Source organism: Rathayibacter sp. SD072 (assembly GCF_017355185.1).
Classification (GTDB): Bacteria; Actinomycetota; Actinomycetes; order Actinomycetales; family Microbacteriaceae; genus Rathayibacter.
Genome location: NZ_JADILJ010000004.1, coordinates 39,529 through 63,456 on the forward strand (window position 1 = coordinate 39,529; position 23,928 = coordinate 63,456).

Genomic DNA, 23,928 nt, shown 5'->3' on the forward strand with positions numbered 1-23,928 from the left:
TGACGGTCTGCGGACTGTCAAGAAAGGCTCTTTTCCCGCATTTGTCACAACCGATCGCAGGAGCTCGTCGTGACCGCATCCAGCGCCACCCCGCCCGGCACCGACGCCGCCCTGCTCGGGCAGCGCATCCGGCACTTCCGCACCCGCCGCGGGCTCACCCTCGGACAGCTCGCCGAGCGGGTCGGCGTCTCCGGGAGCCAGCTGTCGCTCATCGAGACGGGGCGCCGCGAACCGCGCCTCTCGCTGATGCAGGCGCTGGCCTCAGCGCTCGGAGTCGAGCTCGCGGCGCTGCTCTCGGACGAGCCGCCGAGCGAGCGCGCCGCACTCGAGATCGAGCTGGCCCGGGTGCAGAAGGGCTCGCTCTACCGCTCTCTCGGCCTGCCGGAGTTCAAGGCCAACAAGGGCCTCGCGACACCGGTCCTGGAGGCGTTCCTCGGTGTGTACCGCGAACTCGCGCGGCGCAGGAACGAGGCCAGCGCCACCCCCGAGGAGGCGCGGCGCGCGAACACGGCGCAGCGACTCCAGCTGCGCGAGAGCAACGCGTACCTGCCCGAGATCGAGAGCGTGGCGGGGGAGATGCTCCGGACGGTCGGGCACCGCGGCGGTGCCCTCACGCACAGCTCGGTCTCTCGGATGGCGAGGCACCTCGGCTTCGAGATCATCCACGTGGGCGACCTCCCCCACTCCGCCCGCTCGGTGATCGACCTGGCCAACGGGCGGATCTACCTCCCTCCCGCGTCGATCCCCGGGGGCCACGGCCTGCGGGCGCTCGCCCTGCAGGCGATGGCGCACCGCCTGCTCGGGCACGAGCGCCCCGTGACGTACGCCGACTTCCTCCGTCAGCGCCTCGAGATCAACTACTTCGCCGCCGCGTGCCTCATGCCGCTGGAGCCGGCGGTCGCGTTCCTGCAGGAGGCGAAGCGCGGCCGCGACATCTCGGTCGAGGACTTCCGGGACGGCTTCGGCGTCACTCACGAGGCCGCCGCGCTGCGCTTCACGAACCTCCTCACCTCGCACCTCGACATCCGGATGCACTTCCTGCGGGTGCTGGGCGACGGATCGATCCAGAAGGCCTACGAGAACGACGACCTCCCGCTGCCGACGGACGTGACGGGAGCCGTCGAGGGCCAGGTGGTCTGCCGCTACTGGTCGGCGCGCTCGGCCTTCAGCCGCACGAACCGCACGACGGAGTACTACCAGTACGTCGACACTCCTGCCGGCACCTTCTGGTCGGCGTCTCAGACCGGCACGACCGCCACGGAGGAGTTCTCGATCACGGTAGGGGTCCCCTTCGCCGAGGCGCGCTTCTTCCGTGGACGCGACACCGACCGCCGCGAGCTGTCCCGCTGCCCGGACGAGTCGTGCTGCCGCCGCGCCCCCGCCGAGCTCGCGGCGCGCTGGGACGGCAACGCCTGGCCCAGCGCCCGTCTGCACGCGCACGTGCTCGCGCCCCTGCCCTCCGGGACCTTCCCCGGCATCGACGACGCCGAGGTCTACGAGTTCCTCGACGCGCACGCCCGCGAGTCCTGACGTCCCTTCCGCGAGACGCCACTCCGGTACGCCCCGCGTGGCGTGACCGGACCGGCATCCCGCGAGGGCGTCAGTCCGAGATCAGCGCCCGAGCGGTGCCCTCGTCGAGGATGACGTCCGTGATGAGCCCGGCGTTCAGCGCCCCGCGGAGCCCCGGCAGCTTCGACGCCCCCGAGACCACGCAGATCCGCCGCGCCGCCCGCCGCACCGTGGAGAGGTCCGGGCCGCTTGCACGTTCGTTCATGGGGATGTCGTCCCAGGTCCCGTCGGCCCGGTAGAACACCGTCGCCACGTCGCCGACGACCCCGGACTCGCTCAGCGAGGTGAAGTCGTCCGGCTCCAGGTAGCCGCCGATGTAGACCTTCGACGGCACCGCCGCGAACGGCGAGCCGAGGCCGAACAGGGCCACGTCCATCCGCTGCTGCAGCTCGAGCACGCGCTTGGTCGAGCGCTCGCGCCACACCGCCTGCTTGGTGAGCGGATCGTCGAAGAACGCCTGCACCGGGAACTGCTGCACCTTCGCCGCATAGGCGTCGCCGAAGCGGCGGAGGATCTCGCTCGAGTAGTTGATGCCCGTGGTCTCGGTGTTTCCCGCGCCGTTCAGCTGCACGATCTGGGTGTTGTGCGTCTCCTTGGCGATGAGGTGGCGGCTGATCGCGCTCATCGTCGAGCCCCACGCGATGCCGACGATCATGTTGGAGTCGATGAACTGGCCGAGGATCCGCGCAGCCGAGAGGGCGACGCGCTCCAGCCGGTCGATCTCGCTGGTGTGATCCGGAACCGGGACGATGTGCGCCGTGATGTCGAAGTGCGCGCGCACCTCCGCCGAGAGCGCGCTCGCGCGATCGAGCGGGGAGCGGATCTGGATGTCCACGAGGCCCGTCGCGCGGGCGTGCGACAGGAGCCGCGACACGGAGGAGCGCGACGTGTGCAGCTCGTGCGCGATGGCGTCCATCGTCAGGTCCTGCATGTAGTAGAGCTGTGCCGCGCGGAGCGCGTCGCGGGTCTTGTCGGGATGGGTCGCGTGCGTCGTCTCGTCGAGTTCGACGACCGGTCGGACAGGGGTCACAGATGCTCCTTGCACGTATTTCCACCCGTATTGACCGGATGTGTTCCCGGGTCAAGGATGGCTGTATTCCTCCGCGAAATCAATCGTCGCCCCCGAGGTGCCGATACTGCCGCGAAGGCCTCGACGAATCACACACGACACGAAGGCGAGTACGAAGTGGCACAGTCTGTCGGAACTCCCGGAACCCCCGCGATCCGCGAGAGCGTCGCCGCCCTGCGGGACACCCCCCGAGCGACCGTCCTCGTCATCGGCGGTGGCATCAACGGCATCGGAACCTTCCGCGAGCTCGCGCTGAACGGCGTCGACGTCGCGCTGGTCGAGCGCGGCGATTACGTCTCGGGAGCGTCCAGCGCCTCGAGCCACATGATCCACGGCGGCATCCGCTACCTCGAGAACGGCGAGTTCCGCCTCGTCAACGAGGGCGTGCACGAGCGCAACGGCCTGCTGAAGATCGCTCCCCATTACGTGAAGCCGCTGCAGACCACGATCCCGATCTACTCGACGTTCTCGGGCATCCTCGCGGCGCCGATGCGGTTCCTGACGCACAAGTCGGGCAAGCCGCAGGAGCGGGGCGCTCTGCTGATCAAGGTCGGCCTCACCCTGTACGACTTCTTCTCCCGCGACGGCGGAGTCGTGCCGCGCCACCAGTTCCACGGCCGCAAGCGCTCGCTGAACGAACTGCCCAAGCTCGACCCGAAGATCAAGTACACCGCCACCTACTTCGACGCGTCGGTGCACGAGCCCGAGCGCCTGGCGCTCGACGTCCTGCGCGACGGACTCGTCGGCGGAGCGAAGGCGCGCGCGGCGAACTACGTCGAGGCCGTCGGAACCTCCGAGGGCGGCGTGCTCCTGCGCGACCGCGAGACCGGCGAGGAGTTCGCCTTCCAGGCCGACGTCGTCGTCAACGTCTCCGGACCCTGGACCGACTTCACGAACACGGCGCTGGGCACCACGACGAAGTTCATGGGCGGCACCAAGGGCTCGCACATCGTGCTCGACAACCCCGAGCTGGTCGAGGCCTGCGAGGGACGCGAGATGTTCTTCGAGCACAGCGACGGCCGCATCGTCCTCATCTACCCGCTCAAGGGCCGGGTCATGGTCGGCACGACCGACATCGAGGCCGACCCCAACGAGCCGGCCGTGTGCACGGAGGAGGAGATCGACTACTTCTTCGAGCTCGTCAGCCACGTGTTCCCCTCCATCCCGGTGAACCGCGACCAGATCGTCTTCAAGTTCTCCGGCATCCGCCCCCTGCCCCGTCACGACGACGAGACCCCCGGCTTCGTCTCCCGCGACTACCGCATCGAGCCCTCGACGCTGCCCGGCGGGAAGACCCCCGTCCTGAGCCTGGTCGGCGGCAAGTGGACGACGTTCCGCGCCCTCTCCGAGCACCTCTCGAACGAGGTCTTCGCGAAGATCGGAGTGACGCGCCGCGTCTCGACCGTGAAGACGGCCATCGGAGGCGGCAAGGGCTACCCCCGCACCGACGCGTCCCGCGCGCAGTGGATCAGCCAGCACCGCTCCGGCCTGTCCTCCGCCCGCACGGGCCAGCTGCTCGAGCGCTACGGCACCCGCGCGCAGGAGGTCATCGAGGCCCTCGCCGACGGACACGACGAGGCCCTCGACTTCGACAAGGACTTCACCACCGGTGAGATCCGCTACCTGGCCCGCCACGAGAGCGTGGTGCACCTGATCGACCTGGTCATGCGCCGCACGAACCACGCCTTCACCGGCGGACTCAGCCGCGAGCTCCTCGAGGAGCTTGCCGAGCACACCGGGTCGGTCCTGGGCTGGGACGAGGCGACGCGCGCCGACGAGGTCGACGCGACCATCTCGCACCTCAAGCAGTACAACGGCGTGGACGTCGGAGGCACCTTCGTCCAGACGCCGACCGCCGTCCCCGCGTCGTAAGCGGAGACAGGCGGAAGAAGACGGAAGTCCCGGCGCGATCGTCCTCGCGCCGGGACTTCCGTCGCTGATACGCACGAACGTGCACGCGTCGCTCCTTGTCGGGGTGTCGGGGCGCGGATAACTTCACACACGTCGGGCATCGATGCCCGCGCCGGACGCCTGCGTGCGTCCGCTCGAATCGGAGGAAAAGGTCATCGTGGACAATCTCGGAGTGGTGTTCCTAGCGGAACTGGTGGGGACGGCGCTGCTCGTCCTCCTGGGCTGCGGCGTCGTCGCCAACGTGGCGCTGGTGAAGAACAAGGGTTTCAACGGCGGATTCCTGATGGTGACCATCGGGTGGGGCTTCGCGGTCTTCTCCGGTGTGATCGTCTCGTACAACTCGGGCGCGCACCTCAACCCGGCCGTCACGCTCGGCCTGGTCGCGAGCGGCGCTGAGGAGTTCGGCTCCGGCGTGCCGGTCGACATCGTGTCGATCCTGACCTACATCGCGGCGCAGCTGCTCGGTGCGATCCTCGGCGCCGTCTTCTGCTGGCTCGCCTACAAGCAGCACTTCGACGAGGAGCCCGACCCGGCCAACAAGCTCGGCGTCTTCTCGACCGGCCCGGCCATCCGCTCCTACGGCTGGAACTTCGTCACCGAGGTCATCGGCACCTTCGTCCTCGTCTTCGTCGTCATCGGCTTCGGCGGCGGACGCCAGGGCGACGGCGGACTCGCCGCGCTCGGTGCGCTCCCCGTCGCGATCCTCGTGATCGCGATCGGCGCCTCCCTCGGTGGCCCGACCGGCTACGCGATCAACCCCGCCCGTGACCTCGGCCCCCGCATCGCGCACGCCCTCCTGCCGATCAAGGGCAAGGGCTCGAGCGACTGGTCCTACTCCTGGGTGCCGATCGCCGGCCCGATCGTCGGCGGACTGCTCGCCGGCTGGTCCTCGCTGGTCCTGCTCCCCATCCTCTGATCCGCGCTCCACTCATCCCCGTTACGAAGGAGTAATCACTTATGGCTGACTACGTCATTGCTATCGACCAGGGGACGACGTCGTCCCGCGCGATCATCTTCGACAAGAAGGGATCGATCGTCTCCACCGGCCAGAAGGAGCACGAGCAGATCTTCCCGCGCGCGGGCTGGGTCGAGCACGACCCGATCGAGATCTGGAACAACGTCCGCGAGGTCATCGGCCAGGCGCTCTCGCGTGCCGACCTGACCCGCCACGACATCGCCTCCGTCGGCATCACCAACCAGCGCGAGACCGCGGTGGTCTGGGACAGGACGACCGGCAAGCCGGTCTACAACGCGATCGTCTGGCAGGACACCCGCACGCAGTCGATCGTCGACCGCCTCGCCGGCGACGAGGGTGCGGACCGCTTCAAGTCGATCGTGGGCCTCCCGCTCGCGACCTACTTCTCGGGCACCAAGATCGTGTGGATCCTCGAGAACGTCGAGGGTGCGCGCGAGAAGGCCGAGGCGGGCGACCTGATCTTCGGCACGACCGACACCTGGGTCCTGTGGAACCTGACCGGCGGCATCGACGGCGGCGTCCACAAGACCGACGTCACCAACGCGTCGCGCACGCTCTTCCTCGACCTCGAGACCCTCGAGTGGCGCGACGACATCCTCGAGGCGTTCGGCGTCCCGAAGTCGATGCTCCCCGAGGTCTGCTCCTCCTCCGAGGTGTACGGCCACGTCGAGTCCTCGTCGCTGCTGCGCGAGGTCCCGATCGCGGGCATCCTGGGCGACCAGCAGGCCGCCACCTTCGGCCAGGCGGCGTTCGACCCGGGCGAGGCGAAGAACACCTACGGCACCGGAAACTTCCTGATCTTCAACACCGGCACCGAGATCGTCCACTCCAAGAACGGCCTCCTCACCACCATCGGCTACAAGCTGGGCGACGGCGAGGTGCACTACGCGCTCGAGGGCTCGATCGCGGTCTCCGGCTCGCTCATCCAGTGGCTGCGCGACAACCTGGGCCTCATCGGCTCGGCTCCCGAGGTCGAGGCGCTCGCCGCGACCGTCAACGACAACGGCGGCGCGTACTTCGTGCCGGCGTTCTCGGGTCTCTTCGCGCCGTACTGGCGATCGGATGCGCGCGGCGCGCTCGTCGGACTCACCCGCTACGTGAACAAGGGCCACATCGCCCGCGCAGCGCTCGAGGCGACCGCGTTCCAGACCCGCGAGGTCCTGGACGCCGTCAACGCCGACTCCGGTGTGCCGCTGCAGGAGCTCAAGGTCGACGGCGGCATGATCGCCAACAACCTGCTCATGCAGTTCCAGGCCGACATCCTCGGCGTCCCGGTCGTCCGACCGGTGGTCGCCGAAACCACCGCGCTCGGAGCCGCGTACGCCGCGGGCCTCGCGGTCGGCTTCTGGGAGAACCTCGACGACCTGCGTCAGAACTGGCAGGAGGACTCGCGCTGGACCCCCTCGATGGACCAGGACGAGGCCGCCCGCCAGTACCGCCTCTGGAAGAAGGCCGTCACGAAGACCTTCGACTGGGTCGACGAAGACGTGTCGTAACCCCTTCCGCAGCGGTCCTCGCCCGCTGCGGCGCGGTCGGCTCTCGCAGACGGTCGCGATGCGGAGAGCGTCTCGCGTCCGGCTACGACGGAACGCTCGCACGCGTTCCGCCGGTTCGCCTCGCGGAGCGCGGCGAACGGGAACGCTGATCTCCGGATCGGTGAAGCGCCTCGGCGCGGCCTTCGGGTCGCGCTGAGGCGCTTCCTCGTTCCCTGACGGCGCTCTCCCGCATGCTGGTCGAGTAGCCGCGCAGCGGCATATCGAGACCCCGCCTCGCCGAGATCGCCCCGCAGGCCGTCCCGCTCAGAGCCCGAGCAGCTCCGGCAGCTCGTCGAGGGATCCGATCCGCCGCACACCCAGTTCCCGGGCGTCCTCCGGGAGCTCGCGTCCGTGCTCCGGTCCGCCCACCCGGTCGAGCCAGACGCCGCGGAGGCCCGCCCGGGCGGCGCCGATCGCGTCGGTCCCGAGGCGGTCACCGACGTACAGCGCGTCGGACGGAGCCACTCCGAAACGCTCGCAGGCGACGTGGAAGATGCGCGGATCCGGCTTCGTCACTCCGACCTCGCCCGACGCGATCAAGTGCTCGACGCGCTCCGAGAGGGCGATCGCGTCCATCTTGCGCGTCTGGAAGTCGAGGTCGCCGTTCGTGATCACTCCGATCCGCACGCCCGCCGCCTCGAGCCGGTCGAGTACCCGCAGCGCGTCCTCGTGCAGCGTCCACGCCGCGACGTACTGCTCGAGGTAGGAGGCGAACCACTCGCTCGCCTCCTCGGGCGTCAGCTCGACGCCCGCGTCCGCCGCGAAGGCGATCGCGCGGGCGCGCCGCTGACCCTCGTAGTCGAGCTCGCCCGTCAGGTAGCGGTGGTAGTGCTCCTCCTCGAGCTCGTACCAGCGCCGCTGGAGATCGGCCGGCTCACCCGCGTACGCGCTCCCGAGCGCCGCGGCGTGCGCGACGATGCCCTCCTGCACCGCCCGGGCGTGCCGGAAGAGGGTGTCGTCGAGGTCGAAGAGCGCGAGCGTCAGCACGGGTCAGCGGGTGCGGCGGAGGAAGCCGATGCGGTCGTACACGGTCGCGAGGGTCTTCTCGGCCGTCTCGGAGGCGCGGTCGGCGGCGCGGGACAGCGCACGGTCGAGCTCGGCCGGATCCGCCAGCAGCTCGGCCGTCCGCGCGCGGATCGGGTCGAACGTCGCGGCGACGACCTCGACGAGGCCCTTCTTCAGGTCGCCGTAGCCGCGGCCCGCGTACTCCTGCTCCAGCGACTCGACGGTCCGGTCGGCCAGGACGGAGTAAATGGTGAGCAGGTTCGAGACTCCGGGCTTGGCGGCACGGTCGAACCGGACCTCCGATTCCGTGTCGGTGACGGCGCGCATGATCTTCTTCGCGGTCGCCTTCGGCTCGTCGAGGACGCTCAGCAGACCAGCGTCCGACTCCGCCGACTTGGACATCTTGGCGCCGGGGTTCTGCAGGTCGTAGATCTTCGCGGTCTCACGGGCGATGTGCGGCTCCGGGACCGCGAACGTCTCGCCGAAGCGCGTGTTGAAGCGCCCAGCGAGGTCGCGGGTGAGCTCGAGGTGCTGGCGCTGGTCCTCGCCGACCGGCACGGCGTCGGTCTGGTAGAGCAGGATGTCGGCGGCCATCAGGATCGGGTAGGTGAAGAGGCCGACCGAGGCCGCCTCCGCGCCCTGCTTCGCCGACTTGTCCTTGAACTGCGTCATGCGGCTCGCCTCGCCGAAGCCGGTCACCGTGTTGAGGATCCACGCCAGCTCCGCGTGCGCGGGCACGTGCGACTGGATGAACAGGGTCGAGCGCTCGGGATCGATGCCGGCCGCGATGTACTGGGCCGCCGTCGCGCGGGTGCGCTCGCGCAGCTCGGCCGGGTCCTGCGGCACGGTGATCGCGTGGAGGTCGACGACGCAGAAGTACGCGTCGAAGTCCTCCTGCATGACGACCCACTGCGTGAGCGCGCCGATGTAGTTGCCGAGGTGCAGCGATCCGGAGGAGGGCTGCATGCCCGAGAAGATGACGGGCTTGGCGCCCGGAGCGGTGGGAGTCATGGTGAGGCCTCAGTAGCGGTGCGGAGGCGCGGTGATCGCGCGGGGGAGGGGATGAAGGTCAGAGCTCGTAGTCGACGACGACGGGGGCGTGGTCGGACCAGCGGGTGTCCCAGCTGTCGGCGCGATCGATCTCGTAGCTGCGCGCGAGCGCGGCGAGCTCGGGGGTGGCGAGCTGGTAGTCGATGCGCCAGCCCGTGTCGGTGTCGAAGGCCTGGCCGCGCTGCGACCACCAGGTGTAGGGGCCGGGCACCTCGCCGGCGAAGCGGCGGCCCAGGTCGATCCAGCCGAGGCCGGCTCCGGCGTTGTAGCCCTCTTCGCCCTCGGCGCCGAGGAAGCGGTCGAAGTAGGCGCGCTCCTCGGGGAGGAAGCCGGCCTTCTTGACGTTGCCCTTCCAGTTCTTGATGTCGAGGGTCCGGTGGCCGACGTTCAGGTCGCCCATCACGACGGCGAGCGGGTTGTGCGCCTGCAGCTGGGGGAGCCGCTCGGTCATCGCGTCGAGGAACTTCACCTTCTCGTCCTGCTTCGGGGTGCCGACTCCACCCGAGTGCACGTAGGTCGAGACGACGGTGACCGTGCGGTCGCCGACCTCGTAGTCGGCCTCGAGCCAGCGCCCGGCGGAGTCGAAGTCGTCCGCTCCGAGCGCTACCCGGTGGATCGTCGCGCGATCGCGGGACGCGAGTGCCACTCCGGCGCGGCCCTTGGCGGTCGCCTCGTCGTGCAGCACGTCCCACTCGTCGCCGAGCAGCCCGGTGAGGTCGTCGGTGGACGCGCGCACCTCCTGGAGGGCGAGGATGTCGACGTCGCGCGCGGCGAGCCAGTCGCCCATGCCCTTGCGGAACGCGGCGCGCACTCCGTTGACGTTGACGGAGGCGATGCGGAGGAGCTTCTTGGTCACCGCAGCAGTCTATTCTCGGCCGCCGACACGCCCCTCCCGGCAACCGCGTCTCTTCCCGCTGCGCAGAACGTCAGCGAGGACGGCCGCTCATCCACGATGGCGGCTGAGCACGCGTCTCAGCTCAGGTTCTGCCCCCGACCCCCGATGGCTGGGCCCTCCGCGGCGCACCCGGTGTCCTCACCTCCGCGCCGGCCCCGGCATCACAACCTCAGCTGTGACGTGGGTGAAACCCCTGACAGCCGAATCACCCCTGTCGGAGCTGAGGTTGCGCGTGGCGCAACCGCCGCCGCCCGTGTTCGAGGCGAATGGGCGGATCGCGTGCCAGCGATTCGTCGTAGCCGCTCGCAATCCGCTTCTGGGAACGCGCCCCGTCGCGAAGCCACCCGCGCCGCGTCGGGCGGGGACCGCCGCCCATCGTCGAGGCGAACCGGCGAATCGCGTGCCAGCGATTCGTCGTAGCCGCTCGCAACCCGCTTCTGGGAACGCGCCCCGTCGCGAAGCCACCCGCGCCGCGGCGGGCGGGGACCGCCGCGGAGATGAGCACAGCCGAACCGGCGAATCGCGTACCAGCGATTCGTCGTAGCCGTCCGCTCCCCGCTCCCGTGAACGCATCCCCGTCGCGAAGCCACCCGCGCCGCGGCGGGCGGGGACCGCCGCCCATCGTCGAGGCGAACCGGCGAATCGCGTGCCAGCGATTCGTCGTAGCCGCTCGCAACCCGCTCCCGTGAACGCATCCCGTCGCGGAGCCGACTGCGCCGCGGCGGGCGGGGACCGCCGCGGAGACAGAACAGCCGACGACCCCCGTCCTGCACCACCTTCCCTCGGAGAAGAAGAAGGCGGCGCAGGCGGGGGCCGTCGGTGGGACCGCTCAGGACGGTCGTTCGGGGGTCGCGGCGGTTCAGACCGCGGCGACGGGGCGAGCCGTGACGGGCTCGGGCACCTCGGCGACCACGGGGGCGCGCTTGATGCTCTTGGCGATGATGACGGCGATCGCGGTGACGACCATTCCGACGAGGATCGCGACCAGGTAGAGGATCGGCTGCCCGACGAGACCGGTGACCCAGACTCCGCCGTGCGGGGCGCGCAGCGTCGAGCCGAACAGGGCGACGAGCGCGCCGGTGACGGCCGAGCCGATCATCGCGGACGGGATCACGCGCAGCGGGTCGACCGCGGCGAACGGGATGGCCCCCTCCGAGATGAACGACGCGCCGAGCAGGTAGGCGGCCTTGCCGTTCTGGCGCTCGGCGTCGGTGAAGAGGCGCTTGCGGAGCGTGGTGGCCAGGGCGAGACCCAGCGGCGGCGTCATGCCGGCGGCCATCACGATCGCCATCACCTTGAACTGCACCGAGTTCGGGTCGCCGTCGGCGGGGACGGAGGCGAGTCCGGTGGTCGCGAAGGCGTAGGCCACCTTGTTGACCGGGCCGCCCATGTCGAACGCCATCATGAGGCCCAGGATGATCCCGAGCACGATGAGGTTGCCGCCGGTGAGGCCGGAGAGCCAGGTCGAGAGTCCCTCGCTCAGGGCGCGGAGCGGTGCCCCGAGGACGACGAACATCAGGAAGCCGGTGATGAAGGTCGCGATCAGGGGGATGATCACGACGGGCATCAGCGACTTGAAGGCCGCGGGCAGCTTGATCCGCGAGATGTAGAGCGCCGCGTAGCCGGCGATGAAGCCCGAGGCGAGTCCGCCGAGGAAGCCGGCCCCGACGGTCACGGCGACCGCGCCGCCGAGGAATCCGGGAGCGATGCCCGGGCGGTCCGCGATGCCGAAGGCGATGAAGCCCGAGAGTACCGGCACGAGGAACGCGAAGGTGGCGCCTCCGATGAGGAACATGACGCCGGCCCAGTCGGTGATGTTCACCGGGTTGAAGCCGTTGTCGATGATCTGCTGCGGCGTGAAGCTGACGATCGTGTAGCCGCCGAACAGGAACGACAGGGCGATCAGCAGACCGCCGGCCGCGACGAACGGGATCATGTACGACACGCCGGTCATCAGGTTCTGACGGATGCGCGTGCCGACGCCGACCTTCTTCGGGGCGGCGGCGGGCGCGGCGGCCGCCTGCGCACGGGCGGGGGCGTCGGCGGGCCTCGCGCTGCGCAGGGCCAGCGCCCGATCGAGCACCTCGTCCGGCTTGGCGAGCGCCTCGGCGACTCCGACCTGGAGGATCGGCTTGCCGGCGAAGCGGTCCTTGCCGCGGACCTCGAGGTCGGCGGCGAGGATGACGACGTCGGCGGCGGCGATGTCGCCCGCGGTCATCTCCTCGGAGCCGGCGGCTCCCTGCGTCTCGACGTGGATCGGGTAGCCGCGCTTCCTCGCGGCCTGCTCGAGCGCCTCGGCGGCCATGTAGGTGTGCGCGATGCCCGCGATGCAGCTGGTGACGGCCACGAACCGGGGTGTGTCCGAGGAGGTCCCCGGCGACGCGGACGGCGCGGCCTGGGCGGTCGCGACGGCGCGGTCGATGACCTCGGCGGCCTTCGCGAGCGCCTCCGAGGTGCCGACCTCGAGGGTCGGCTTCCCGGCGAAGCGCTCCTTGCCGCGGACCTCGAGGTCGGCGGCGAGGATGACGACGTCGGCGTCGGCGATCGTCTGGTCCGACATGGGGTCGGAGCCCGCGGCGCCCTGGGTCTCGACCTGGATCTCGTACCCCTTCTTCTTCGCGGCCTGCTCGAGGGCCTCGGCGGCCATGTAGGTGTGCGCGATGCCGGCGATGCAGCTGGTGACGGCGACGATCCTCATGAGACGACGACCTCTCGGGCGATGATGTCGGCGACCTCCTGGCCGCTGGACGCGGCGCGGAGGGACCCGGTGAAGGACTCGTGGATCAGCTTGCGTGCGAGCTGGGCGAGGATCTTCAGGTGCGCCTGGTCGGCTCCGTCGGGCGCGGCGATCAGGAAGATCAGGTCGGCCGGTCCGTCGGGGGCGCCGAAGTCGACGCCCTGCTTCGCGATGCCGACGGCGACGCTGGGGGCGACGACGTGCGAGGAGCGGGCGTGGGGGATCCCGATGCCGCCGGGCATGCCGGTGGCCATCTGGGCCTCGCGGTCGCGGACGTCGGCGAGGAACCCGTCGAGGTCGGTGACGCGGCCCGCGTCGGCCAGCGTCTTCGCGAGCTGCGCGGTGGCCTCGTCCTTGCTGTTGGCGGTCAGGTCGACGATGACGGTCGAGGCCTCGGTGAGTGCAGTCATGCGCTCAGTTCTCCAATCGGGAGGTGGGGGTCGGGGGACTCGACGACGGTGACGTCGTCGAGCCGGAGGGAGTCGGGCCCCGGGGCTTCGCTGCCCGGGAGCCGGACGGCGGCGGTGCCCCACGCGACTGCTGTCGCGAGGCGCTCCGCCTCCGTGGCGTCGGTGGCCGAGAGGTAGCCCGCGAGGGTGCTGTCCCCTGCCCCGACGGTGCTGAGAGGCACGACGGCGGGTGCGCCCGCCCACCACGACGCGTCGGCCGTGACGAGGAGGGCGCCGTGCTCTCCGAGGCTCACGAGCGCTCGCGCGTCCGGGAGGCGGAGGAGTTCGCGTGCTCCGTCGACGACGTCTCCGACCGTCGGCAGGGAGCGGCCGAGGAGCTCCTCGAGCTCCTCGAGGTTGGGCTTCACCAGTGTCGCCGTCCCGGCCGCGATGATCGCGGTGAAGGGCGCTCCGGAGGTGTCGACGGCGAGCGGGACGCCGAAGTGCAGGGCGAGTCGACCGAGCGACGCGTAGAAGTCCGCGCCGAGTCCCGGAGGGACGCTCCCGCACGCGACGAGCCAGCGCGGCGCGGCGACGACGTGGTCGCAGACGAGCTCCGAGAGGGCCTTCGCCTCCTCGGGGCTGATCGCCGGGCCGGGCTCGTTGATCTTGGTGGTGCGCCCGGTCGCGTCGTCGACGACGGTGATGTTGGTGCGGATCGGCTGCGCGATGGGGGAGCTGGCCGAGCGGACCCCCGCCGCCTCGAGCATCGACGAGAGATCGAGTCCGGTCGAGGGGTCGGCGGGGTAGACGGCGGTGGCCTCGACTCCGTTGCGGGCCAGGGCGCGGGCGACGTTGACGCCCTTGCCGGCCGGGTCGCGCCGCACGCCGTGCGCCCGGTTGACCTCGCCGACGGCGAAGCCGCTGGTCGAGAGGGTGACGTCGATGCTCGGGTTGGCGGTGACGGTGACGATCATGCGCGGACCACCTCGGGGCCTGCGGACTCGACGTCGTCGGCGAGCTCGTCGTCGATCCCGCTGTCCGTGATGACGGTGTCGACCGCGGACAGCGGCGCGACGTGGCCGAAGTCCTGGCGGCCGAACTTGGAGTGGTCGGCCAGGACGACGACGCGGCGGGCCGAGGCGATGAGGGCCGACTTGACGACCGCCTCGTCGAGGTCGGGCGTGGTCAGGCCCCGCTCGCGGCTGATGCCGTTCGTGCCGATGAAGGCGACGTCGACCGAGACCGAGGCGATCGCCTGGGCGACCCACGGTCCGACGGCCGCCTGCGTCACTCCGCGCAGGTGACCGCCGAGCAGATGCAGGTCGATGTTGGGCCGGCCGACGAGCGCCATCGCGACGGGGAGGGAGTGGGTGACGACCGTCAGCCGGCGGTCCAGGGGGAGCAGCTCCGCGAGCCGGACGGTGGTGGTCCCGGCGTCGATGGCGAGGGATCCGCCGTCGGGCACCTCGGCGAGGGCGGCCGTGGCGATCCGGTCCTTCTCACCCGCGAGGTGGCCTTCACGGGCCGCGACCTCGGGCTCGATGCCCAGCCGCTCCACCGGGATCGCGCCGCCGTGCGCGCGGCGCAGCAGTCCGCGGCGCTCGAGGCTCGTGAGGTCGCGGCGGATGGTCTCGGGGGTGACCGCGAGGGAGAGGGCGAGATCGCGGACTTCGACGCGACCCTCGGTGCGGGCACGGTCGAGGATCGCCTGGTGGCGCTCCGGTGCGTACATGTCGACTCCGTCGTCTCGATCCAGTGGTGCTCGCGTTCCGCGGGGCGGATCTGCGTTTACATCTTTTTAGACCCGTTTGCCTGTGGTGTCAACAGAAACGGACATGTCCGACAGGCGTGGGGCAACGCGCGGCGTCCTGCGGGGGACAGCACGCGGCGACGAGGAGGACCCCGCTCCGTCCTGGTCGAGGGGCCGGATCAGGCGGAGAGGTCGGCGAGCTCTTCGTCGAGGCGCGCCAGGCTCTTCTCGATCCGCCGGCGCTTGAGCAGGGAGGCGTCGGCGAGGGCGGCCGTGAGGCGCTGCCGCTCCACCTCGGCGAGCGTCCGGCGCGCGGTGCGCAGCTGCTCCTCCTGCTCCTTCTCGCGCTCCTCGGGCGTGAGCTTCCGCGCCGAGATGCCGGCGTCGCTCATGCCGATCGAGATCCACGAGGCGACGATCAGGATCACCTGGCAGACGAGGTTGAACCAGATCAGCAGACCGACGAGCACGGCGAAGGAGGCGAGCAGCGGGTTCCGCGACGCGCCTCCGAGCAGCTGAGTCCCGAGGATCTTCAGCGCGCCGAGCGCGACGCCGCCCATCAGGGCGCCGACCCAGAGGTTCTTCCAGGGGATGGGGATGCCCGACAGGATCCGGAACGACCCCGCGAGCGTCGCGGTGTCGAGCGCGAGCATGATCAGGAGTCCGACCGCACCACCGGTGATGCGCCCGAGCTCCGAGTCGCTGCCGACGCCGAGGAAGTCGAGGGCGACGTCGACGAACGTGGTCGAGAACACCGAGAGGGCAGCGGAGACGAGCAGCACGGCCCCGAAAACGAGGGCGAGACCGGCGTCCTTGAGCTTGAGCAGGACGAACAGCGTGGTCGGACCGGGGAGGGCGAAGAGGATGCGGACCGCCTGACGCAGGCTGCCGAGGAAGTTCAGCGCCGTCCAGAGCAGGACCGCGGCGGCGGTGACTCCGGTCCAGCCGAGGATCGACTGGTCCAGCAGCGTGTCGACGGAGACGAGGGAGCCCTTGCCGCCGATCAGCCCGGGGATCGAGCGCTGCACGATGCCGATGAGGGAGTCGCGCAGAACGGTGTCCCCGCGGACCCAGAATCCGAAGACGGCGAAGAACACGAACAGCGCGCCGAAGACGGCGAACAGCGCCTGGAACGCCAGCCCCGAGGCGAAGAGCGGCCCGCCGGTCTCGGAGTAGTGCAGGAGGACCCGGAGGGGCCGCGTGCGCAGGACCCGCTCGATCAGCGCCGGGATGCCGCGCGGGGTGTCTGCCGCCTCCGTCATGCCTCCAGGGTAGGGCCGCCGCCCGCGTCGGCTGTCACGCGAGCGGGGAGGGGACCCGGGAACGACGAACGGCCCGCCGGATCAGGGATCCGAGGGGCCGTTCGAGGGGTGTGATCAGGCGCGGCCGCGGATGACCGCCTGCTTGACCTCGGCGATCGCCTGGGTGATCTGGATGCCGCGCGGGCACGCCTCGGTGCAGTTGAAGGTCGTGCGGCAGCGCCACACGCCCTCCTTGTCGTTGAGGATGTCGAGGCGCGCTCCGCCCGCGTCGTCGCGCGAGTCGAAGATGAAGCGGTGCGCGTTCACGATCGCAGCCGGGCCGAAGTACTGGCCGTCAGTCCAGAACACGGGGCACGACGAGGTGCACGCGGCGCAGAGGATGCACTTCGTGGTGTCGTCGAAGCGGGCGCGGTCGGCGACCGACTGCACGCGCTCCTTGCCCTTGGGGGCCGGGGCGTTCGCGATCAGGAAGGGCTGCACCTCGCGGAACGACGCGAAGAACGGCTCCATGTCGACGACGAGGTCCTTCTCGAGGGGCAGGCCCTTGATCGCCTCGATGTAGATCGGCTGCGAGATGTCGAGATCCTTGATCAGCGTCTTGCAGGCCAGGCGGTTGCGTCCGTTGATGCGCATCGCGTCCGAGCCGCAGATGCCGTGCGCGCAGGAGCGGCGGAAGGTCAGCGACCCGTCCTGGTCCCACTTGATGCGGTGCAGCGCGTCGAGGACGCGGTCGGTCGAGTACATCTCGACGTCGAAGTCCTGCCAGCGCGGCTCGGCGTCCACCTCGGGGTCGAAGCGGCGGATGATGAATGTGACGGTGAACGCCTCCGGGGCGGCGGGGGCCGCGGGGGGCTGCTCGAGGGTAGCGGTCGACATGGCTAGTACTTCCTCTCCATCGGCTGGTACCGGGTGATCACGACGGGCTTCCAGTCGAGCCGGATGTGGTCACCGGCATCGGAGGAGTGGGCGTCACCGGAGAGGTACGCCATCGTGTGCTGCATGTAGTTGTCGTCGTCGCGCTTGGGGAAGTCGTCGCGCATGTGACCGCCCCGGCTCTCCTTGCGGTTGCGCGCCGAGAAGACGACGACCTCGGCGAGGTCCAGGAGGAAGCCGAGCTCGACGGCCTCCAGGAGATCGGTGTTGAAGCGCTTGCCCTTGTCCTGGACCGAGATGTTGCGGAACCGGTCGCGCAGGCGCTGGATGGTGCCGGTGACCTGCTCGAGCGACTCGTCGGTGCGGAACACCTGGGCGTTCTTGTCCATCTCGTCCTGCAGCTCCTTGCGGATCGAGGCGATCCGCTCGGTGCCGGTGGCGTCGCGGAGCGAGGCGAGCATGTCGCGGATCGCTCCGGCCGGGTCGGCGGGCAGGGGAGTGAAGTCGACGGTCTTGGCGTAGTCGGCGGCGTTGTTGCCGCTGCGCTTGCCGAAGACGTTGATGTCGAGGAGGGAGTTGGTGCCGAGGCGGTTCGACCCGTGGACCGACACGCAGGCGCACTCGCCGGCGGCGTAGAGGCCGGGGACGACCGTGGTGTTGTCCGAGAGGACCTCGGCCTTCACGTTCGTGGGGATGCCGCCCATCGCGTAGTGCGCGGTCGGCATGACCGGAACCGGCTCGACGACCGGGTCGACACCGAGGTAGGTGCGGGCGAACTCGGTGATGTCCGGGAGCTTGGTCTCGAGGACCTCCGCGCCCAGGTGCGTGCAGTCCAGCAGCACGTAGTCCTTGTGCGGACCGGCCCCCCGGCCCTCCGCGACCTCCTGGACCATGCAGCGGGCGACGATGTCGCGGGGTGCGAGGTCCTTGATGGTCGGGGCGTAGCGCTCCATGAAGCGCTCACCCGAGGCGTTGCGCAGGATCGCGCCCTCTCCTCGCGCTCCCTCGGTGAGGAGGATGCCGAGACCGGCGAGGCCGGTCGGGTGGAACTGGAAGAACTCCATGTCCTCGAGGGGCAGGCCCTTGCGCCAGATGATGCCGACTCCGTCGCCGGTGAGCGTGTGCGCGTTCGAGGTGGTCTTGTAGATCTTGCCGAAGCCGCCGGTCGCGAAGATGATCGCCTTCGCCTGGAACACGTGCAGCTCGCCGGTCGCGAGCTCGTAGGCCACGACTCCGGACGGCTTGTCGACGCCGTCGACCTTCGTCATCACGAGGTCGAGGACGTAGAACTCGTTGTAGAAGTTGATGCCCAGGCGGACGCAGTTCTGGAACAGCGTCTGCAGGATCATGTGGCCGGTGCGGTCGGCCGCGTAGCAGGCCCGTCGCACGGGCGCCTTGCCGTGGTCGCGGGTGTGACCGCCGAAGCGGCGCTGGTCGATCTTGCCGTCCTCGGTGCGGTTGAAGGGCAGGCCCATGTTCTCGAGGTCGATGACCGCGTCGATGGCCTCCTTCGCGAGGATCTCGGCCGCGTCCTGGTCGACGAGGTAGTCGCCGCCCTTGACCGTGTCGAAGGTGTGCCACTCCCAGCTGTCCTCCTCGACGTTCGCGAGCGCGGCGGCCATGCCGCCCTGCGCCGCCCCGGTGTGGGAGCGCGTCGGGTAGAGCTTCGAGATCACGGCGGTCTTCGCCTTGGGTCCGGCCTCGATGGCCGCCCGCATCCCCGCGCCACCGGCGCCGACGATGACCACGTCGAACTGGTGGTAGTGGACGCCGTCGGGTCCGACGGTCTGCGTGAAGGCGCTCTGGTCGCCGCCGGTGTGTACGTGGCCTGCTGTGCTCACTGGGTGGGTGCTCCGTTGTGCGGGTGAGGAGGACGGGAGGGGGTGCCTGACCCGGGAGGAGGCGCCGCGGTGATCCGCAGCGCCTCCTCCCACATCAGCGGCGGTGCGTCAGGCGCCGCAGAACGACGGCAGGAACTCGGCCGCCGTGTTCGGCGGGCACGGGTCGAACGCGAAGACGACCCAGGTTCCGAGGACGATCAGGGAGACGACGGCCACGAGGATCCCGCCCTTGAAGGCGCGGGCCAGCAGGGGCGAGGTCGCGTAGTCGTTGACCAGCGTGCGCATGCCGTTGCCGCCGTGGATGAGGGCGAGCCACAGCATGAGGACGTCCCACCACTGCCAGAACGGGTTCGCGAGCTTGCCGCCGACGAAGCCGAAGTCGATGGCCTTGATGCCGTCGCCGAGGAGGAGGTTGTAGATCAGGTGCCCGAAGATCAGGACGATCAGCACGACGCCGGAGGCGCGCATGTAGATCCAGCCCCACTTCTCCCAGTTCGTCCCGGAGGAGCGGGTCGGGGTGTGCGGCGTGCGGGGGGCGGCGACGGTGCTCATTCCCCTCCTCCCTCTCCGAAGACGAACATGAGGTGGCGCGGTGCGAAGCCGAGCATCAGCACGACCCAGAGCCCCATGACCACCCAGAACAGCAGGCGCTGGTTGCGCGTCGCCCAGCTCCAGAAGTCGACCAGGATGATGCGCAGGCCGTTCAGGGCGTGGAACGCGATGGCGCCCACGAGCCCCGTCTCGCCCAGGCCCATGACCGGGTTCTTGTAGGTTCCGATGACCGCGTCGTACGCCTCCGGGCTCACGGCGATGAGGGCCGAGTCCAGGACGTGGACGAGGAGGAAGAAGAAGATGGCGACACCGGTGATGCGGTGGAGCACCCACGACCACATGCCTTCGCGACCGCGGTAGAGGGTTCCGGCCGGACGGCGGATCTTCCCCTGCTTCCGGGGTGCGAGGGTCTGAGCAGCTTGAACTGACACGGACAACCCTCCCTGGTTGTGCACTCCGACGGCCTGACCTGCTCCGCGTCTCGTGGACGTGGACGGGGCGGGGGAGCGACGAGAATATCGCCCTCCGATTCTAAACGGCGATCGGATCAAGCGCGGCTAAGGCGAGCCTTAGCTGCGGTGCTCCACCACCGCGGGCACTCCGACGGCGGCGTAGTGCGCGAGCAGCTCGTCGGTGAGCGCGCTCCAGGTGCGGTGCAGCACGCGACGGCGTCCCGCTTCGCCGAGCCTGGCGCGGAGCGCGGGGTCGCGGGTGAGGCGCTCGACCTGACGGCGCAGATCGGAGTCGCTCTCCGGCGCGTAGAGCAGACCGTCCACCCCGTGCTCGATCAGGTCCGTCGGCCCGCCCGCGTGCGGGGCGACCACCGCGGTGCCGGACGCCTGCGCCTCCTGCACCGTCTGGCCGAAGGTCTCCTCGGTGCCGGTGTGCACGAACACGTCGAGGGCGGCGTAGACCGCCGGCAGCCGCTCCCCGTCGAGTCGGCCGAGCATCCGCGCTCGCGATCCCAGAGCCGAGGCGACCCGGGCGGAGGAGGGACCGTACCCCCCGACGACCAGATCGGTCCTCGGGAGCGAGGTGAGGGCGGCCAGTCGCTCCACCCTCTTCTCGGGGGAGAGTCGGCCGATGTAGCCGATGAGGGAGTCCCCGGCGCCGAGCCCGGCGCGCACGTCGTGCGCATAGGAGGAGGAGCGCATCCGCGGGTGGAAGCGATCGCTCTGCACGCCCCGTCCCCAGAGCGCCGTCCGCTCGATGCCCGCCGCGGCCAGGTCGTCGAGGGCGCTGCTCGACGGTGCGAGCGTGAGATCGGCCCCGGCGTGGATCTGGCGGATCACCTTCCAGGCGAGCGCTCGCGCTCCGCGGATCCCGTAGCGCGCCGCGAAGCGGGCGACGTCGGTCTGGTAGACGGCCACGCTCGGCACTCCGAGTCTGCCGGCGGAGGCGATGGCGCGCGCCCCCAGGAGGAACGGCGAGGCGACGTGCACGACGTCCGGCGCGAAGTCGGCCAGCTCGCGGGTCAGGGCGAGCGTCGGGATCCCGACGGGGAACTCGCGGTAGGCGATGGCGGGATGCTCCACCACCCGGTGACCGGCGTAGCGGGCGGGCGCGCCCGCGGCGGGGCAGACGACCAGGGCCTCGATCCCGCGGGCCGCGAACTCGTCGAGCACCCGCAGGACGCTCGTGGTCACGCCGTTCAACGACGGCAGGAAGCTCTCGGTGACGACCGCGACTCTCACATCCCGGACGCTACGGCTCCCGCGTGAACGGGGGAGCGCCGCCCGGTGAACGGACGGTCGCGGCCGGGCGCCCTTGTATCCTGCGGACATGACATCACCTGAGACCGATGGCCGCGCCCCGCTCGACCGCTTCTACAGCGTGATCCCCGCAGGCGGGATCGGCTCGAGGCTGTGGCCGCTCTCCCGGGCGGACGCCCCGAAGTTCCTGCACGACCTGACCGGCTCCGGCCAGACCCTGCTGCGCGACACCTGGGACCGGCTCGCGCCGATCTCGGGAGCCGACCGGATCATGGTGGTCACCGGGCGCGCGCACCGCGCCGCCGTCGAGCGCCAGCTGGAGCGCCTCGAGGACCTCAACGTCGTCCTCGAGAGCGAGCCTCGCGACTCCTCCGCGGCGATCGGCCTGGCCGCCGCGATCCTCGAGCGCCGCGAGCCCGGAGTGATCATCGGCTCGTTCGCCGCCGATCACGTCATCAGCGGGCAGCACCTCTTCCACGACGCCGTCGCGGAGGCGGTCATCGCCGCCGACGCCGGCTACATCGCGACGATCGGCATCACGCCGACCGAGCCGGCGGTGGGCTTCGGCTACATCAAGACGGGTGCCCACCTCGGGATCGACGGCGCCGCGCACACGCTCGCCGTCGACTCCTTCGTCGAGAAGCCCGATGCCGAGACGGCCCGCCGCTACGTCGGCAGCGGGCAGTACCTCTGGAACGCGGGCATGTTCATCGCGCGCGCCGATCGGCTCCTCGAGGAGCTGGGCCGCTCCAAGCCGAAGCTGCTCGCCGGGCTGCTCGAGCTCGCCGAGGCGTGGGACACCCCGGAGCGCGGCGCCGTCGTCGACCGCATCTGGCCGGGTCTGGAGAAGATCGCCATCGACTACTCCGTCGCCGAGCCGGCCGCCGCGGCGGGCAAGCTCGCCGTGATCCCCGGGCACTTCTCGTGGGACGACGTCGGGGACTTCGCCTCCATCGCCAAGCTGCACGCGAGCGGTCTGCGCTCGGACCTCGCGATCCTCGGCGAGGACGCCCGCGTCCTGGCGGACTCCGCGACCGGCATCGTCGTCAGCGGCGGCAACCGCACGATCGCCCTGATCGGAGTGAAGGACATCGTCGTCGTGGACACCCCCGACGCCCTCCTCGTCACCACCACCGAGAACGCCCAGAAGGTCAAGGGCGTCGTCGACGCCCTCCGTCTCTCGGGCCGCACCGACGTCCTCTAGCCCCACCCCCCGAAGCGCGGCCTCCCTCCGGAGCGCCGCGCTTCGTCGTTCCCACCCCCGGGCCTCGGCAGCGCGACCCTCCCTCTGTCCGCACCCGTCCGCGCGCAGCGCGCAGGGGGCCGAGCAGCTCGGAACCTCGAGCGAACGGGGGAGGGCCGTGAGCCCAGATCGCGTGCCAGCGATGTCCGCCAGCCCGAAGCACCTTGCTCTCGGAAACGCGCCACCTCGGAGAGCCGTCCGCGGTGGAGGAGGCGCTCAGCGCCTCCTCCACAAAATCAACACTGTGTAACGACTTCCGAACGCTGTCCCCGGGAGCCGTGAGTGAATCGTCACATTGGGTAACGTGAGCGGATCGACGCCCTGCTGCGCACGACGCTCGGGCCGAATCCTGGAGGACGAATCTCTTGACTATCACCACGCGTAAGGCCGCGTTCGGCGGTCTGGCCGCACTGGGCGTCACCGCGCTTCTCGCCGGCTGCGCCTCCGCTCCCGAGGAGGGCGACTCGGGCGCCGCCGCGGGCAGCGACTTCCTGCCCTGCATGGTCTCCGACGCCGGAGGCTTCGACGACAAGTCCTTCAACGAGCTCGGCTACACGGGTCTCGTCGAGGCCGCGGACGAGCTGGGCGTCGAGCCCATCGACGTGACCTCGGAGTCCGAGACGGACTACGCCCCGAACCTGACGAGCCTCGTCGACCAGGGCTGCAACCTGATCATCACCGTCGGCTTCGCTCTCGCGGATGCGACCAAGGCCGCGGCCGAGGCGAACACCGACATCGACTTCGCGATCATCGACGACGCCTCGATCGATCTCGAGAACGTCAAGCCGATCACGTTCGACACGTCGCAGTCCGCGTTCCTCGCGGGCTACGCTGCCGCGTCGTACTCGAAGACCGGTGTCGTCGGCACGTACGGCGGACAGCCGTACCCGACCGTCACGATCTTCATGGACGGCTACGCCGACGGCGTCGCGTACTACAACGAGCAGAAGGGCGCCGATGTGAAGGTCGTCGGCTGGGACGTCGCGTCGCAGAACGGCTCCTTCACCGGCGGCTTCGCGCCGGGCGTCGAGGCCAAGTCGGCCGCTCAGTCGCTGATCGACCAGAACGCGGACGTCATCCTCCCCGTCGGCGGTCCGATCTTCCAGTCCGCGATCGAGGCCATCCGCGACTCCGGCAAGGAGATCGCGATGGTCGGTGTCGACGCCGACCTGTACGAGACGTACCCGGACGGCGGCGACCTCTACCTGACGTCGATCCTCAAGGGCATCAAGGAGGGCACGTCCGACGTGACCGCTTCGGCCGGCGCCGGCGAGTTCGACGCCACGCCGTACGTCGGCACGCTGGAGAACGACGGAGTGGGCATCGCCCCGTTCCACGACTTCGAGTCGAAGGTCTCGCCCGACCTGCAGGGCGAGCTGGACGCGATCACCGAGGGCATCATCGACGGATCGATCACCGTCGAGTCGCCGTCGGCGCCCGCCGCCTCCTAGTCGACGGGAAGAGGCCGGCCGGCCCCGGGAGTCCTCCCGGAGCCGGCCGGCCTCTTTTCTCTGCCGCTGGGTGATCCCCCGCGGGCACCGCCGGCGCGGCACGCG

20 protein-coding genes are annotated in these 23,928 nt (G+C 70.3%); 6 read left to right on the forward strand and 14 right to left on the reverse strand.

Going from position 1 to position 23,928, the window contains the following annotated elements; all coding sequences use genetic code 11:
• Positions 1-69 precede the first annotated feature (69 nt).
• A complete protein-coding gene (locus IOC53_RS02710; RefSeq protein WP_207402851.1) occupies positions 70-1,530 on the forward strand; it encodes a helix-turn-helix domain-containing protein in 1,461 nt (486 codons plus the stop codon).
• Between the two features lie 70 nt (positions 1,531-1,600).
• Here the strand turns inward: IOC53_RS02710 and IOC53_RS02715 are convergent, their stop codons facing one another.
• Positions 1,601-2,500, reverse strand: a complete 900-nt coding sequence (locus IOC53_RS02715; protein ID WP_207402919.1) for a sugar-binding transcriptional regulator — start codon at positions 2,498-2,500, stop codon at positions 1,601-1,603.
• Between the two features lie 255 nt (positions 2,501-2,755).
• On the opposite strand from IOC53_RS02715, the gene IOC53_RS02720 reads away from it, so the two are divergent.
• The 3 genes from IOC53_RS02720 to glpK all read left to right on the forward strand — a co-directional run bounded on the left by IOC53_RS02720 (position 2,756) and on the right by glpK (position 7,021).
• Positions 2,756-4,510 (forward strand): glycerol-3-phosphate dehydrogenase/oxidase, encoded by a 1,755-nt coding sequence (locus IOC53_RS02720; RefSeq protein WP_307786043.1) that lies wholly within the window; start codon positions 2,756-2,758, stop codon positions 4,508-4,510.
• A gap of 142 nt (positions 4,511-4,652) precedes the next feature.
• The gene (locus tag IOC53_RS02725) at positions 4,653-5,465 is read left to right on the forward strand and encodes an MIP/aquaporin family protein (protein WP_207402853.1); all 813 of its coding nucleotides are present in this window, start codon (positions 4,653-4,655) and stop codon (positions 5,463-5,465) included.
• Positions 5,466-5,506: 41 nt separating this feature from the next.
• Positions 5,507-7,021 (forward strand): glycerol kinase GlpK, encoded by a 1,515-nt coding sequence (glpK, locus tag IOC53_RS02730; protein ID WP_207402854.1) that lies wholly within the window; start codon positions 5,507-5,509, stop codon positions 7,019-7,021.
• A gap of 303 nt (positions 7,022-7,324) precedes the next feature.
• Here the strand turns inward: glpK and IOC53_RS02735 are convergent, their stop codons facing one another.
• The 13 genes from IOC53_RS02735 to IOC53_RS02800 form a co-directional block, all read right to left on the reverse strand.
• Positions 7,325-8,047, reverse strand: a complete 723-nt coding sequence (locus IOC53_RS02735; protein WP_207402855.1) for an HAD family hydrolase — start codon at positions 8,045-8,047, stop codon at positions 7,325-7,327.
• 3 nt (positions 8,048-8,050) lie between these two features.
• Positions 8,051-9,076 (reverse strand): tryptophan--tRNA ligase, encoded by a 1,026-nt coding sequence (trpS, locus tag IOC53_RS02740; protein ID WP_207402856.1) that lies wholly within the window; start codon positions 9,074-9,076, stop codon positions 8,051-8,053.
• A 58-nt stretch (positions 9,077-9,134) separates the two neighbouring features.
• Entirely contained in the window at positions 9,135-9,971 is an 837-nt protein-coding gene (locus IOC53_RS02745) for an exodeoxyribonuclease III (protein WP_207402857.1), read from the reverse strand.
• A gap of 898 nt (positions 9,972-10,869) precedes the next feature.
• Positions 10,870-12,708, reverse strand: a complete 1,839-nt coding sequence (locus tag IOC53_RS02750) for a PTS fructose-like transporter subunit IIB (protein ID WP_242682816.1) — start codon at positions 12,706-12,708, stop codon at positions 10,870-10,872.
• The gene (locus tag IOC53_RS02760; protein WP_207402858.1) at positions 12,705-13,157 is read right to left on the reverse strand and encodes a PTS sugar transporter subunit IIA; all 453 of its coding nucleotides are present in this window, start codon (positions 13,155-13,157) and stop codon (positions 12,705-12,707) included. Before IOC53_RS02760 ends, IOC53_RS02750 begins: the two co-directional genes overlap by 4 nt.
• Entirely contained in the window at positions 13,154-14,113 is a 960-nt protein-coding gene (locus IOC53_RS02765) for a 1-phosphofructokinase family hexose kinase (RefSeq protein WP_207402859.1), read from the reverse strand. Before IOC53_RS02765 ends, IOC53_RS02760 begins: the two co-directional genes overlap by 4 nt.
• Complete coding sequence (locus tag IOC53_RS02770) at positions 14,110-14,871, reverse strand: DeoR/GlpR family DNA-binding transcription regulator (protein ID WP_207402860.1); 762 nt, start codon at positions 14,869-14,871, stop codon at positions 14,110-14,112. Before IOC53_RS02770 ends, IOC53_RS02765 begins: the two co-directional genes overlap by 4 nt.
• Positions 14,872-15,068: 197 nt before the next feature.
• Complete coding sequence (locus IOC53_RS02775) at positions 15,069-16,151, reverse strand: YihY/virulence factor BrkB family protein (protein ID WP_207402861.1); 1,083 nt, start codon at positions 16,149-16,151, stop codon at positions 15,069-15,071.
• 114 nt (positions 16,152-16,265) lie between these two features.
• Positions 16,266-17,027, reverse strand: a complete 762-nt coding sequence (locus IOC53_RS02780; RefSeq protein ID WP_207402862.1) for a succinate dehydrogenase iron-sulfur subunit — start codon at positions 17,025-17,027, stop codon at positions 16,266-16,268.
• Positions 17,028-17,029: 2 nt separating this feature from the next.
• Positions 17,030-18,772 (reverse strand): succinate dehydrogenase flavoprotein subunit, encoded by a 1,743-nt coding sequence (gene sdhA, locus IOC53_RS02785; protein WP_230673091.1) that lies wholly within the window; start codon positions 18,770-18,772, stop codon positions 17,030-17,032.
• A 201-nt stretch (positions 18,773-18,973) separates the two neighbouring features.
• Positions 18,974-19,417 carry a succinate dehydrogenase hydrophobic membrane anchor subunit gene (locus IOC53_RS02790; RefSeq protein WP_055787999.1) on the reverse strand — a complete coding sequence of 148 codons (444 nt, stop codon included), beginning with the start codon at positions 19,415-19,417 and terminating at the stop codon, positions 18,974-18,976.
• The gene (gene sdhC / locus IOC53_RS02795) at positions 19,414-19,848 is read right to left on the reverse strand and encodes a succinate dehydrogenase, cytochrome b556 subunit (protein ID WP_374070183.1); all 435 of its coding nucleotides are present in this window, start codon (positions 19,846-19,848) and stop codon (positions 19,414-19,416) included. Before sdhC ends, IOC53_RS02790 begins: the two co-directional genes overlap by 4 nt.
• A gap of 138 nt (positions 19,849-19,986) precedes the next feature.
• A complete protein-coding gene (locus tag IOC53_RS02800) occupies positions 19,987-21,111 on the reverse strand; it encodes a glycosyltransferase family 1 protein (protein WP_207402863.1) in 1,125 nt (374 codons plus the stop codon).
• Positions 21,112-21,199: 88 nt separating this feature from the next.
• On the opposite strand from IOC53_RS02800, the gene IOC53_RS02805 reads away from it, so the two are divergent.
• Positions 21,200-22,333 carry a mannose-1-phosphate guanylyltransferase gene (locus tag IOC53_RS02805; protein WP_207402864.1) on the forward strand — a complete coding sequence of 378 codons (1,134 nt, stop codon included), beginning with the start codon at positions 21,200-21,202 and terminating at the stop codon, positions 22,331-22,333.
• Between the two features lie 404 nt (positions 22,334-22,737).
• Complete coding sequence (locus tag IOC53_RS02810) at positions 22,738-23,823, forward strand: BMP family protein (protein WP_207402865.1); 1,086 nt, start codon at positions 22,738-22,740, stop codon at positions 23,821-23,823.
• Positions 23,824-23,928: the final 105 nt, after the last annotated feature.